This is a genomic window from Burkholderia sp. Z1, from assembly GCF_014893795.1.
GTDB lineage: Bacteria > Pseudomonadota > Gammaproteobacteria > Burkholderiales > Burkholderiaceae > Burkholderia > Burkholderia theae.
The window spans coordinates 3,285,057-3,298,626 of the sequence record NZ_JACFYL010000001.1 but is presented as its reverse complement, the minus strand read 5'-3'; the positions used below and the strand labels follow the sequence as shown (position 1 = coordinate 3,298,626).

Annotated in this window: 7 protein-coding genes; 6 read left to right on the top strand and 1 reads right to left on the bottom strand. The window is 68.7% G+C overall.

Going from position 1 to position 13,570, the window contains the following annotated elements:
* Positions 1 to 3: 3 nt before the first annotated feature.
* From H3H55_RS15300 to nagE, 6 genes are all read left to right on the top strand, one after another.
* Complete coding sequence (locus tag H3H55_RS15300) at positions 4 to 3,228, top strand: error-prone DNA polymerase (RefSeq protein ID WP_193099145.1); 3,225 nt, start codon at positions 4 to 6, stop codon at positions 3,226 to 3,228.
* A gap of 309 nt (positions 3,229 to 3,537) precedes the next feature.
* The gene (locus tag H3H55_RS15295) at positions 3,538 to 4,272 is read left to right on the top strand and encodes a GntR family transcriptional regulator (RefSeq protein ID WP_129513022.1); all 735 of its coding nucleotides are present in this window, start codon (positions 3,538 to 3,540) and stop codon (positions 4,270 to 4,272) included.
* 98 nt (positions 4,273 to 4,370) lie between these two features.
* Positions 4,371 to 5,474 carry an N-acetylglucosamine-6-phosphate deacetylase gene (nagA, locus tag H3H55_RS15290; protein WP_048247011.1) on the top strand — a complete coding sequence of 368 codons (1,104 nt, stop codon included), beginning with the start codon at positions 4,371 to 4,373 and terminating at the stop codon, positions 5,472 to 5,474.
* Positions 5,467 to 6,474, top strand: a complete 1,008-nt coding sequence (locus H3H55_RS15285; protein ID WP_048247009.1) for an SIS domain-containing protein — start codon at positions 5,467 to 5,469, stop codon at positions 6,472 to 6,474. Before nagA ends, H3H55_RS15285 begins: the two co-directional genes overlap by 8 nt.
* Positions 6,475 to 6,489: 15 nt before the next feature.
* The gene (gene ptsP, locus H3H55_RS15280) at positions 6,490 to 9,072 is read left to right on the top strand and encodes a phosphoenolpyruvate--protein phosphotransferase (protein ID WP_193099143.1); all 2,583 of its coding nucleotides are present in this window, start codon (positions 6,490 to 6,492) and stop codon (positions 9,070 to 9,072) included.
* 89 nt (positions 9,073 to 9,161) lie between these two features.
* Positions 9,162 to 10,925 (top strand): N-acetylglucosamine-specific PTS transporter subunit IIBC, encoded by a 1,764-nt coding sequence (gene nagE, locus H3H55_RS15275; protein WP_129513020.1) that lies wholly within the window; start codon positions 9,162 to 9,164, stop codon positions 10,923 to 10,925.
* Between the two features lie 157 nt (positions 10,926 to 11,082).
* Here the strand turns inward: nagE and H3H55_RS15270 are convergent, their stop codons facing one another.
* Positions 11,083 to 13,563: a family 20 glycosylhydrolase gene (locus H3H55_RS15270; RefSeq protein WP_193099142.1), complete on the bottom strand. Its 2,481-nt coding sequence runs from the start codon at positions 13,561 to 13,563 to the stop codon at positions 11,083 to 11,085.
* Positions 13,564 to 13,570 lie beyond the last annotated feature (7 nt).

Below are 13,570 nucleotides of genomic sequence, written 5' to 3'. Positions count from 1 at the left end.
GTGATGGCTGCGGAATTCAAGTTTCTTCCTGACTACGCGGAGTTGTTCTGCCGTTCGAACTTTTCGTTCCTGCATGGCGCGTCGCATGCGGAAGAACTGGTCGAGCGTGCGATCGAGCTCGGCTATCGCGGGATCGCGATCACCGACGAATGCTCGCTCGCAGGCGCACCACGCATGCATGTCGCGGCGAAGGCAGAGGCAAAGGCGAAAGGGCTGCCGGGGCTGCCGCTCGTCATCGGTTCGTATTTCGACGTCACGCCGGATGAAGTCGCGCCCGGCCACGATCCGGGCCCCGGTGCGTTCGGGCTCGTGTTGCTTGCGCAGAACCGCGAGGGTTACGGCAACCTGTCCGAGCTGATTTCGTGGCGGCGGATGGCATCGCCGAAGGGCACCTACAAGCTGACGTCGCGGATGCTGTCGGCACCCCCCGAGGAATTCGCACATCTGCGCGGGGTGCCGGATTGCTTCGCGATTCTTGTCCCCGCGTATCCGGTTCGCGCGAACGTGCTCGATGCGCAGGTCGCATGGTTTCGTGCGACGTTCGGCGAGCGTGCGCGGCTTGGGCTCGTGCAATTGCAGCGCGCGCTGGATGGTGTGCAGCGCGAGGAGATTCGCGCGGCGGGCGAGCGGCGTGGCGTGCGCGTCGTTGCACTCGGCGATGTGACGATGCACCGGCGTTCGTGCAAGGCGCTGCAGGATGTGATGACGGCGATCCGCGTCGGCATGCCGGTTTCGGAGTGCGGTTATGCGCTTGCGCCGAATGCGGAGCAGCATCTGCGTTCGCGCGGACGGATCGCGAAGCTGTTTTCGCCGGAGGAGATCGCGGAGACCTGCGCGATTCTCGATGCGTGTCATTTCGACCTCGGCACGCTTCGCTACGAGTATCCCGACGAGATCGTGCCGAAGGGGCATACACCAACGAGTTACCTCAAGCAGGAGACTCGGGACGGTGCACTTCAACGTTACTCCGGAACGATACCCGAGCACGTGCAGGAGCGGATCGACTACGAGTTGGCATTGATCGAGAAGCTGCGTTACGAACCGTTCTTCCTGACCGTCTATGACATCGTCAAATACGCGCGCAGCCAGAACATTCTTTGCCAGGGCCGAGGCTCGGCAGCGAACTCGGTCGTCTGTTTCTGCCTCGGCATCACCGAGGTGAATCCCGAACAGAGCACGATGCTGTTCGAGCGCTTCATCAGCGAGGAGCGCGGCGAGCCGCCCGATATCGACGTTGACTTCGAGCATCAGCGCCGGGAAGAAGTCATTCAGCATATCTACAGGAAATACGGCAAGGATCGCGCGGCAATCGCGGCGGCCGTTTCGACCTATCGTCCGCGCGGCGTGCTGCGCGAAACCGGCAAGGCGCTCGGTGTGGATCCGATGCTGATCGACCGTGTCGCGAAGGGGCATCGCTGGTTCGACGGCAGCCGCGATCTGCTGCAGCAATTCGCGACGACCGGGCTCGACCCGGCGACGCCGATGATTCGCGCATGGGCCGAACTGTCGGGGCGATTGCTCAACTTTCCGCGCCACCTGTCGCAGCACTCGGGCGGCTTCGTGATCAGCCGCGGCAAGCTCACGCGGCTCGTGCCGGTCGAGAACGCGGCGATGGACGGGCGGCGCGTGATCCAGTGGGACAAGGACGATCTCGAAGCGCTCGGGTTGATGAAAGTCGACGTGCTCGCGCTCGGCATGCTGTCGGCGCTGCATCGTGCGTTCGACATGCGCACCGCGTGGCGCGGGCCGCCGGAGCCGGACGGCGAGCCGTTCACGCTGAAGCACATTCCGCAGGACGATGAAGCGACCTACGACATGATTTGCCGCGCCGATACGGTCGGCGTGTTCCAGATCGAATCGCGCGCGCAGATGTCGATGTTGCCGCGCCTGCGGCCGCGCACCTATTACGATCTGGTGATCGAGGTCGCGATCGTGCGGCCGGGGCCGATCCAGGGTGGCGCGGTGCACCCCTATCTGAAACGGCGCCAGGGCATCGAGAAAGTCAGTTACCCGAAGGAAGACCTGAAGCCCGCACTCGAACGCACGCAGGGTGTACCGATCTTCCAGGAGCAGGTGATGCAGATCGCGATGATCGCGGCTGGTTTCACGCCCGGCGAGGCCGACGAACTGCGTCGCGCGATGGCCGCGTGGAAGCGCAAGGGCAATCTGGAGCAGTATCACCGCAAGATCGTCGACGGGATGCGCGAGCGCGACTATCCGCCCGAATTCGCCGAACAGATCTTCGAGCAGATCAAGGGCTTCGGCGATTACGGTTTCCCCGAGAGCCACGCGGCCAGTTTCGCGAAGCTCGCCTATGCCAGCAGCTGGCTCAAATGCCACGAACCGGCGATCTTCCTCGCCGCGCTGCTGAACAGCCAGCCGATGGGTTTCTATCCGCCGTCGCAACTCGTGCAGGACGCGAAGCGGCACGGCGTGCAGGTGCTGCCGATCGACGTCACGCAAAGCAACTGGGAAGCGTCGCTCGCAGCGCTGCCCGATCAGCCGCCGCCGCACGGCCAGCCGGCGGTGCGGCTCGGCCTTTCGCTCGTGCGCGGTCTCGGCGAGGCGGCCGCGCGGCGCATCGAAATCGCGCGCGCGGCCGGCCGCTTCGAGACCGTCGACACATTGGCGCGCCGCGCGCAGCTCGAACGCCGCGATCTCGAAGCGCTCGCCGCCGCGAACGCGCTCGCGACGCTCGCCGGCCATCGCCGCGATGCACTGTGGCAGGCCGTCGCCGCGGCGCCGGAGCGCGACCTGCTCGCGGCCGCGCCGATCGACGAAACGGAGAAGCCGGTGCTCGGCGCGCCGTCGGAGGGCGACGACATCCTTGCCGACTATCACACCACCGGCCTCACGTTGAACCGCCACCCGGTCGCGCTGCTGCGGCCCGCGCTGCGCGCGCGGCGGCTGTCGTCCGCGGCCGAACTGCACGACCGTCCCGACGGCCGGCTCGCCCGCGCATGCGGGCTCGTGACCGCGCGGCAGATGCCGGGCACCGCGAAAGGCGTGATGTTCATGACGCTCGAGGACGAAACGGGCTGCGTGAACGTGATCGTCCGGCCCGAGCTGCTCGCGCGGCAGCGCCGCGAAACGCTCGATTCGCGGCTGCTCGCCGCGTCCGGCGTGTGGCAGGTCGCGAGCGACGTGAGGCACCTCGTCGCGCAGCATTTCGAGGATCTGACGCCGCTGCTCGGCGGCCTGCGCACGTCGAGCCGCGAATTCCACTGACGCGTCGGCATCGGGCCGGCTTGTGCGATGCATACCAGTCGGCTCAACTGGTTCTATTCCGGTCTCATATTCGTACCCAAAATCCGGCCGGGGCGCGTACCGGAACCGTCCCCTTGCATACCAATCCGGGTAAATCCCTATCCCGCACTGCGTTGTAAACAAAGGCTTTGTCGATACTAAAACGCTTGCCGGGCAAGGCTTCCGGCGATTTTCGCACCGCTAATACCACTTCGTTGACTGGTATTATGGTGGTTATATAATGCGTTCACTTTCGACGGCCCGAGGTCGTTGTCCGACACCCGGAGACACATGGAAACCAGCTGGTCCGAACTGGCGCCCGATCCGCTCATCGACACGCCGCTTTATCTGCAGCTCGCCCGCAACCTGGCGAGCGCGATACACGGCGGCGCGTGGCAGGCCGGCGAGGCGCTGCCGTCGGAGCGGCTGCTGTCGGTGTCGGTCGGCGTATCGCGGATCACGGCACGCCGCGCACTCGCGCTGCTGGTCGAGCAGGGGCTGATCAAGCGGGCGCGCGGCGCGGGCAGCTTCATCACGCCGCGCGTCGCCGATCCGCTGTCGCGTCTCGTCGGCTTCACCGCGAAGATGCGGCAGCGCGGTTTCGTGCCCGATTCGGTATGGCTGTCGCGCACGCTGCGCGCCGCCACCCGCGACGAGCTCACGCGTCTCGGTCTCGCGCCCGGCGCGACGGTGGCGCGGCTCGAACGGCTGCGCCGCGCGGACGGCATCGTGATGGCGGTCGAGCATTCGACGCTGCCGGCCGCGGTGGTGCCCGATCCGCAGGCGCTCGGCGCGTCGTTGTACGAATACCTCGAAGCGCGCGGGATGACCGTCGTACGCGCGCTGCAGCACTTTCGCGCGGCGAACGCGACGCACGCGATCGCGAAATGGATGGCGGTGAAGCCCGGCTCGGCGCTGCTCGTGATCACGCGCATCGGCTACGGTGCCGACCAGCGCGCGATCGAAGTATCCGAAACGTATTGCCGCGACGACTATTACGACTTCGTCGCCGAACTGAAACGCTGACGCGCGAGACTGCCCGCGCGCGACAGGCGCGAAGTAACGACACGGATTTGCAAATCACGACGCGGATGCCCGCGTCACCAGATCATCAAGAGAACGTCATGCTGACTGGAAACATCCTCACCCCCGACGGCTGGATTCACGGTTCGCTCGATAGCGAGAACGGCCGCATCACCACGCTCGACGGCAAGCCCGTCGATCCCGCGAAGAACGACGCGCCGTACATCCTGCCGGGTTTCATCGACCTGCACGTGCACGGCGGCGGCGGCGCCGACGTGATGGAAGGCGGCGACGCGATCGAGACGATCGCCCGCACGCACGCGCAATTCGGCACGACGAGCCTGCTCGCGACGACGATGACCGCGCCGCGCGACGAACTCATGAAAGTCGTCGGCAACCTCGGCACCGTCGCTCGCACCCGCACGCCGGGCGGCGCGCGCGTGCTTGGCGTGCACCTCGAAGGGCCGTACATCAACCCCGGCAAGCTCGGCGCGCAGCCCGACGCGGCCGTGTCGGCCGTGCTCGACGAAGTGCTGAAGTACCTGTCGATCGCGCCGATCCGGGTCGTCACGCTCGCACCGGAAATCGCCGGCCACATCGAGATCATCGGCGAGATGGCCGCGCGCGGCGTGCGCGTGCAGCTCGGCCACTCGCTCGCGACCTACGACGACGCCGTCGCCGCGCTCAAGCACGGCGCTTGCGGCTTCACGCACCTGTTCAACGCGATGTCGCCGCTGCATCACCGCAACCCGGGCCTGGTGGGCGCGGCGCTGGCGCATGCCGAATACGCGGAAATCATTCCCGACCTGCTGCACGTGCACCCGGGTGCGATTCGTGCCGCGCTGCGCGCGATTCCGCGCCTGTACGTCGTGACCGACAGCACGTCCGCAACGGGCATGCCCGACGGCGAATACCGGCTCGGCAGCCAGCACGTGACGAAGTGCCTCGGCGGCGTGCGGCTGGCCGACGGCACGCTCGCCGGCAGCACGCTGACGATGGACCAGGCGCTGCGCAACCTCGTGTCGCTCGGCCTGCCGATCGCCGACGTGTCGAACCGGATGTCGCGTTATGCGGCCGACTACCTCGGCGTCGCCGATCGCGGCCGCCTCGAGCGCGGCGCATGGGCCGACCTCGCGGTGTTCGATCGCGACCTGAACCTCACCGCGACCTACGTCGAAGGAGAATCGATTGTCGAATATGCTTAAGGAAGCGCGCGAGTCCGCCCAGGTCGTCGCCGCGCAGATCGCCGACACCACGCGCGTCGAAGCGCTCGCCGGCCAATTGCTCGATCACCCGCCGGCTGTCGCGCTGACGGTCGCACGCGGCAGCTCGGATCACGCAGCGAGCTATTTCGCGAGCCTGACGATGAGCCGCCTCGGCGTGCCGGTCGCCTCGCTGCCGATGTCGGTCGCGACGCTGCAGCAGGCGCCGCTGAAGGTGCAGGACCAGCTCGCGATCGCATTCTCCCAGTCGGGCAAGAGCCCCGATCTCGTCAATACGATGGCCGCGCTGCGCGAAGCCGGCGCGCGCACCGTCGCCGCCGTGAACGTGCTGCCGTCGCCGCTCGCCGACGCGTGCGAGCATCAGTTGCCGCTGCTCGCCGGCCCCGAACTGTCGGTCGCCGCGACGAAGAGCTATATCGCGATGCTGTCGCTGTCCGCGCAGATCGTTGCCTACTGGCAGCGCGACGCCGCGCTGGTGAGCGCGCTGCGCGGCCTGCCCGACGTGCTCGCGCAGGCCGGCCGCCTCGACTGGTCGCCGGCCGTCGCCGCGCTCGAGGGCATCGAGCGAATGATCGTCATCGGCCGCGGCCTCGGTCTGGCCATCGCGCAGGAAGCTGCACTGAAACTGAAGGAAACGTCCGGCATCCAGGCCGAGGCGTTCTCGAGCGCCGAGGTTCGCCACGGCCCGATGGAGCTGATCGACCGCGACTATCCGCTGCTCGTGTTCGCGCCGCCGGGGCCCGAGCAGGCCGGCCTCCTGCAGCTTGCTGAAGACATGCGCGCACGCGGCGCCGCCGTGCTGCTCGCGGCGCCCGCCGGCACGCCCGGCGCGACGCTGCCGCTCGCGCAGTCCGCCCATTCGGCGCTCGACCCGATCGCCGCCATTCTTTCGTTCTACGTGATGGCAGCGGATCTCGCCGTCGCGCGCGGCCGCAATCCCGACACGCCGCGCCACCTGAACAAAGTCACCGAAACGCACTGATAGCCGAGACAGCCGATGAGACGCGCCGAGGAGTCCCAGTTGAAGAGCCCCACCCACGATCAGATCGTCCTGCTTGCCCCGCTGACGGGGCCGATCGTCGCGCTGGCCGACGTGCCCGATCCGGTGTTCTCCGGCGGGATGTTCGGCGACGGCATCGGCATCGATCCGCTCGCAGGCAAGCTCGTCGCGCCGTGCGCGGGCATCGTGTCGCATCTCGCGCGCACGGGCCACGCGGTGACGATCACGACGCCGCAAGGCGCGGAAGTGCTGCTGCACATCGGCATCGACACCGTCGAGCTGAACGGGCAGGGCTTCGCCGCGCACGTCGAGGCCGGCGCGCGCGTCGAAGCGGGCGATCTGCTGATCGAGTTCGACCAGGACACGGTCGCACGCAGCGCACATTCGCTCGTGTCGGTGATCGCGATCGCGAACTCCGACGCGTTCGAGGTCGTCGACCGCGCAAGCGGTTTCGCGACGGCCGGCGAGACGCCGCTGCTCGCATTGCGCGGCAAGGGCGAAGCCGCCGCACAGGCGGCGCAGGCCGGCGCGGCGGCACACAACGAAGTGCGCCGCGAGATCGTGCTGGCGCAGCCGGGCGGCCTGCACGCGCGGCCGGCCGCGCGTGCACGCGAAGCCGTGCGCGGGTTCGACGCGACCGTCGACGTGCGGTTCGACGGCCGCAACGCGTCGATCGCGAGCGTCGTCGGCCTGCTCGGCCTCGGCGCCGGCGAAGGCGCGACGGTCGAACTCGTCGGTCGCGGCGCGCATGCGCAGCAGGCCGTCGATGCGGTCGAGCACGAGCTGCTGCGCGAAGCGCACGGCGAAGTCGAGGAAAAACCGGCGCGGCTGAGGTCGCCCGCGCCGCAGACGGTTGCACGCAACGTCGGCGCACCCATCGATCCGAACACGCTCGCGGGCGTCTGCGCGGCACCCGGCATCGCGGTCGGCACGCTGGTGCGTCTCGACGACGCGGAAATCGTGCCGCCCGAGCAGGCATCGGGCACGCCGGCCGCGGAAAGCCGCCAGCTCGACCAGGCGCTGAAGGCCGTCGATGGCGAACTCGACGAAACGGTGCGCAACGCGTCGGCGCGCGGCGCGGTCGGCGAGGCGGGCATCTTCGCGGTGCATCGCGTGCTGCTGGAGGACCCGACGCTGATCGACGCGGCGCGCGACCTGATCAGCCTCGGCAAGAGTGCGGGCTTCGCGTGGCGCGCGACGATCCGCACGCAGATCGACACGCTGTCGAAGCTCGACGACGCATTGCTTGCCGAACGCGCGGCCGACCTGCGCGACATCGAGAAGCGCGTGCTGCGCGCGCTCGGCCACACGAACGGCGCGGCCCGTGCGCTGCCCGACGAGGCCGTGCTCGCGGCCGAGGAATTCACGCCGTCCGACCTGTCGTCGCTCGATCGCCAGCGCGTGACCGCGCTCGTGATGGCGCGCGGCGGCGCGACGTCGCACGCGGCGATCATCGCGCGGCAACTCGGCATTCCGGCGCTGGTTGCGGTCGGTGATGCGCTGTACGCGATTCCGGACGGCACGCAGGTCGTCGTCGATGCGAGCGCGGGCCGTCTCGAACACGCGCCGACCGCACTCGACGTCGAGCGCGCGCGCCACGAGCGCCAGCGCCTGGACGGCGTGCGCGAAGCGAACCGGCAGCTGGCGGGCGTTGCCGCCGAGACGGTCGATGGTCGCGCGATCGAGGTCGCCGCGAACATCGCGACGCTCGACGACGCGAACACCGCGGTCGACAACGGCGCGGACGCGGTCGGCCTGCTGCGCACCGAACTGATGTTCATCCATCGCCAGGCCGCGCCGACGGTCGCCGAACACCAGCAGAGCTACCAGTCGATCGTCGACGCGCTGCAGGGCCGCGCGGCGATCATCCGCACGCTCGACGTCGGCGCCGACAAGGAAGTCGACTACCTGACGCTGCCGCACGAACCGAACCCGGCGCTCGGCCTGCGCGGCATCCGCCTCGCGCAGGTGCGCCCCGATCTGCTCGACGATCAGTTGCAGGGCCTGCTCGCGGTGAAGCCGTTCGGCGCCGTGCGCATCCTGCTGCCGATGGTCACCGACGCGGGCGAACTCGTGCGGCTGAGAAAGCGCATCGACGAATTCGCGCGCGCGCAGGGCCGCACCGAGCCGATCGAGGTCGGCGTGATGATCGAAGTGCCGTCGGCCGCGCTGCTGGCCGACCAGCTCGCGCAACACGCGGATTTCCTGTCGATCGGCACCAACGACCTGACGCAGTACACGCTCGCGATGGACCGCTGCCAGGCCGATCTGGCCGCGCAGTCCGACGGCCTGCATCCGGCCGTGCTGCGCCTGATCGACATCGCGGTGCGCGGTGCCGGGAAGCACGGCAAGTGGGTCGGCGTGTGCGGCGCGCTCGGCGGCGATCCGCTCGCGGTGCCGATTCTGGTGGGCCTCGGCGTGACCGAATTGTCGGTCGACCCCGTGTCGGTGCCGGGCATCAAGGCGCGTGTGCGCCGTCTCGATTACCAGTTGTGCCGTCAGCGCGCGCAGGATCTGCTCGCACTCGATTCGGCACAGGCGGTAAGGGCAGCAAGCCGCGAGGTCTGGCCGCTCGACTGAACGTCGACGGCGGGCGCGTGGCCCGTTTCGGTACAAGAGCGCAATTAGGTCAACGACGATTAACGACGAGACAAGGATTGGAGGACTGAATGAACGGGAATCCGTTTCTGAAAATACAGGGCCTGGGACGGGCGCTGATGCTACCGATCGCGGTACTGCCGGTTGCCGGCATTCTGCTGCGACTCGGCCAGCCCGACGTGTTCAACATCAAGATGATCGCCGACGCCGGCGGTGCGATCTTCGACAACCTGCCGCTGCTGTTCGCGATCGGCGTGGCGGTCGGCTTCGCGAAGGACAACAACGGCGTTGCGGCGCTCGCGGGCGCGATCGGCTACCTGATCGAAACCGCGATCATGAAGGACATCGATCCCAAGCTGAACATGGGCGTGCTGTCCGGGATCATCGCGGGTGTGGTCGCGGGCTTGCTGTACAACCGCTACAAGGACATCAAGCTGCCGGACTACCTTGCGTTCTTCGGCGGCAAACGGTTCGTGCCGATCATCACGGGGCTGGTCTGCGTGATACTCGGCATCGCGTTCGGGTACGTCTGGCAGCCGGTCCAGCATGCGATCGACGCGGCCGGCCAGTGGCTGACGACGGCGGGCGCGATCGGTGCGTTCGTGTTCGGCTTCCTGAACCGCCTGCTGCTCGTCACGGGCCTGCACCACATCATCAACTCGCTCGCGTGGTTCGTGTTCGGCAACTTCACGCCGCCCGCCGGCGGCGATATCGTGCACGGCGACCTGCACCGCTTCTTCGCGGGCGACCCGACCGCGGGCACCTTCATGGCCGGTTTCTTCCCGATCATGATGTTCGGCCTGCCGGCGGCGTGTCTCGCGATGCTGCACGAGGCGCCGAAGGAGCGCCGCGCGATGGTCGGCGGCCTGCTGTTCTCGATGGCGCTCACGTCGTTCCTGACCGGCGTGACCGAGCCGATCGAATTCAGCTTCATGTTCCTCGCGCCGGTGCTGTACGTGATCCACGCGGTGCTGACGGGGCTGTCGCTCGCGATCTGCCAGATCCTCGGCGTGAAGCTCGGCTTCACGTTCTCGGCCGGCGCGATCGACTACGTGCTGAACTACGGGCTGTCGACGAAGGGCTGGATCGCGATCCCGCTCGGCATCGCGTACGGCGCCGCGTACTACGGGCTGTTCCGCTTCTTCATCCGCAAGTTCAACATGGCAACGCCGGGCCGTGAGCCGGCATCGGCCGATGCGGCAGTCGAATCGTACGCATCGGGTGGCTTCGTCGCACCGGCTGCGGGTGCCGCCGCGGCTGCGCCGCGTGCGCAGCGCTACATCGCCGCGCTCGGCGGCGCGGGCAACCTGTCGGTCGTCGACGCATGCACGACGCGTCTGCGCCTGACCGTCGTCGATCCGGAGAAGGTCTCGGAGCCGGAACTGAAGTCGATCGGCGCGCGCGGCGTGCTCAAGCGCGGCGGCAACAGCGTGCAGGTGATCATCGGGCCCGAGGCCGACATCATCGCCGACGAGATGCGCGCAGCGATCGGCAGCGGCGCGACCGGCGCGGCAGCGACGGCGACGGCCGCCGCAGCGCAGCCCGTCACGGGCGCGGCCGCCGGCCCGCTCGATCCGGAGCCGGCCCGCTGGCTCGCGGTGTTTGGCGGGGCGACCAACGTCGTGTCGCTCGACGCGATCGCGACCACGCGCCTGCGCGTCGTCGTGCGCGATCCGTCGGCGGTCGATCGCGATCGTCTCGGCGCGCTCGACGTCGCGTGGGTGTCGCTCGACACGTTCCACATCGTCTGCGGCAACGCGGCGCAACGCTATGCCGAGCAGCTCGGCGCGCGCCTGCCGCCGTCGGGCAGCGGGGCGGCCGCCCAGCCGGCCTGATGCGATGAAGCCGGCCTGATCCACAACACGGGTTCGGGCCGGCCGGCAAAACGAAAACGGCTTGCGATGTGTCGCAAGCCGTTTTTCTTTGGCGGGGCGATTGCGCGATGCGTTCGCCCGCATCGCGTATCGCTCAACCGTTCAATCGCTCAGCCGTTCACGGGTTCGTCAGCGTGAAGGTCGGCTTCCGGTAGCCGATGCCGGCCCGGTCGAGCTTCGGCAATTCGCGTTGCGTGAGCAGCGTCGCGAAACCGGCCCAGTCGCGCTGCAGCGCGGCCGTGTCGACGTGATGCGTGTCGCCGCGCTTGTAGCGCACGCCGGCCGCGTACGGCAGCTCCCAGTCGGCCCGGTGCCACGCGCGCTCGGCGAGCGCGAGCAGCCGCGGATAGGCCATGTATTCGAGGAAGGTGTCGTTGCGCATCACCTCGCCCCACGCCTGCCCCTGCATGCCTTCGATGCGCGGCGCGGGGCCCGTGCCCGTGACCTCGAACGTGTTGCCGTCACGGTCGCCCATCACCTCGGCGTTCTGCGGCAGGTTCTCCGGTGCGAGCGAGAACACCTTGTACTCGTCCGTCGCGTGCGAGCCCCAGTAGTAGCCGCGCTCGCGCGGGTTGAGCGTGTACGGGAAGTCGAAGTACAGGTAGTCGGGCAGCGCGAGCACCGTCAGGTAGCCCTTGCCGCTCAGGTCGCGTGCGCTGTCCGATGCGCCCCAGAAGATCGTGTCCCACAGCGACACCATCACGTGACGCGTGCTGAAGTCCTGCGGCCCGTTCGCATGCTTGATGCCGTCCTGCCACGCGGCCATCGTGTCGATCCCGTTCGCGTTGACTGCCGCGCTCACCTGTTGCGCGAAACGCGTCGGCAGTTCGTCGATCGACTTGATCTCGCCGCGCTGGAGCAGCGCCGTGCACGCGGGCGAACGCGCCCACGGTTTGTCCTGCGCGGCGAGATCGATGCGCCCCTTGCTCGGATCGGTGCCGTTCAGCGGCTGGAAGCCCGCGCCGAGGAAGATGTTCTTCGCCTCGTCGCCGCCGTAATGCCAGATGTGCAGCGGCGCCTGCGCATCCGCATGCATCGCCGCGATCTCGCGGATCACCTTCGATGCGAAATTGAGCGCGCCCGGTACGCACGGGTTCAGGTCGCTGCGCCGGTCGTAGAACTGCACCGTCGTCAGGTTCGACGTGTCCTGCGGATCGAGCAGCCGGTATGCATTCGCTTCCTGCTCGCGGCCGGCCGCATGCAGGCGGCGGTAGCGCGCCTCCATCGTCACGACGGCCGCGCGTGCATGCGCGGGCATGTCGATCTCGGGGATGATCTCGACGAAATGCGCGGCCGCGTAACGCACGAGCGCCACGTAGTCGTCACGCGTCAGGTAGCCGCCGCCGGAGCGGTTGTCCGGGCCGGAGCCGAGCTGCGGCAGCAGGCAGCGCGTTTCGCTCGGGTCGTGGCAGCGGCGTCCCCCGATCTCGGTCAGCTCGGGCAGGCCGGGAATCTCGATGCGCCAGCCCTCGTCGTCGGACAGATGCAGGTGCAGCCGGTTGAGCTTGTACGCGCTCATCTGGTCGATCAGGCGGCGCAGCGTCGCCGGGTGCTTGAAGTTGCGCGCGAGGTCGACGTGCATCCCGCGATGCGTGAAGCGCGGCGCATCCTCGATGAGCATCGCCGGGATCGGGCCACCGCCGGCCGGCGCGAGCGAGAAGAGCGTCTGCACGCCGTAGTAGAGGCCCGCGCGATCGTAGCCCTCGATGAACACGCCGCGCGGCCCGATCGCGAGCCGGTAGCCGCCCGGCGTCGCGATGTCGGCCGGCAGCCGGCGCGGCGCGACCGCGCCCCACACCGGCACGCGCGCGCCGTCGAGCCCGAGTGTCGTCGCGCGATCGCGCAGCGCCGCGACCTGCGCGTCCGGCAGGTTGGGCAGCGCGAGTTCGACGCCGCGCAGGTCGAGCGTGCCGGGCAGCGGCTGCTCGCGCTTCACGCTCGGCAGCGCACGGGTTGCGTCGGGCCGTGCCGCCACGGGCGGCGCGTTGCCGGTCGAGTTGTTCTGCGCGTCGGCCGGCAGCGATTCGACGTAGCGAAGCTCGTCGTCGGTGTCGTTGTAACGAAGCACGGCCGGCGGCGCGCCGTCGACGACCACGTACGGGCGCGGGATCACGTCGCTGTAGCGCAACAGCCAGTATTCGGCGACGAACGGCAGTTCGATACGTTCGCCCGGAGCAAGCCGCACCGAGCCAGGTTGCGGTGTCAGTTCGTACAGGTCGCCCGTGAGCCGCCGCAGCGCGAAGCCCGGACGGTCGATCCGCAGCAGGCGGCGGATGCTGTGCAGGTAGAGCTTCCAGCCGCCGTCGGCGATCGCCTGATGGCCGCGGTTCTGCAGGATCAGGCGGCCCGTCGCGCAGGCCGCGCCGTCGGCGCCGAGATCGGCGCACGGCACGCCGGCGGCCGCCGCGTGGTTGTTGTCGACGGCGACGCGCAACGCGAGGCCGTTCGACAGCAGCGCCGCGAGATTGGCCGGTTGCGCGGCCGGTTGTGCTGCCGATGGTGCGGTGCCGGCGGTCGACGCAGGCTGCGCGCCGATCGCGACCGGCGACAGCGCCGCGATCAACAGGCCGGCAAACAAGGATGGCAAGGTACGCTTCATTCGAACT